Origin of the sequence: Xanthobacter autotrophicus (assembly GCF_029991245.1) — a bacterium.
Classification (GTDB): domain Bacteria; phylum Pseudomonadota; class Alphaproteobacteria; order Rhizobiales; family Xanthobacteraceae; genus Xanthobacter; species Xanthobacter autotrophicus_C.
This window is the reverse complement of the sequence record NZ_JAIVFO010000467.1, coordinates 1-387: the sequence shown is the minus strand read 5'-3', so window position 1 is coordinate 387 and position 387 is coordinate 1. Positions and strand designations below refer to the sequence as shown.

Sequence of the window (387 nt, the reverse complement as noted above, 5' to 3'; positions counted from 1 at the left end):
CAGCCTGACGCATTCAATGCAGGAAATCGCCTCCGGCGATGGCGACATGACGCGCCGCCTGCCGGTCGTGAGCCGCGACGAGGTCGGCCAGCTCGCCGTGCAGTTCAACGCGTTCGTCGAAAAGCTGCACGGCGTGCTGCTCAACGTCATGAACAACAGCCGCCAGCTCGAGGTGGCGGCGCACGAGGTATCGGCCGGCAACCACGACCTGTCGGCCCGCACCGAACAGCAGGCCGCGTCGATCGAGCAGACCTCCGCAGCCATGAACGAGCTGTCAGAAACCGTGAGCGCCACGGCCGACCAGGCCGCCCACGCGACCCAGGTGGCTTCCGGCGCCGTGGACGTGGCCCGGCGGGGCAACGATGCGGTATCGGGCGCTGCCAGGAC

Annotated in this window: 1 protein-coding gene; it reads left to right on the top strand. The window is 68.7% G+C overall.

Annotated features, from left to right (window positions below):
- Positions 1-16: 16 nt before the first annotated feature.
- On the top strand, positions 17-387 hold a 371-nt coding region (locus K9U41_RS23715), incomplete at its 3' end, for a HAMP domain-containing protein (protein WP_282643267.1).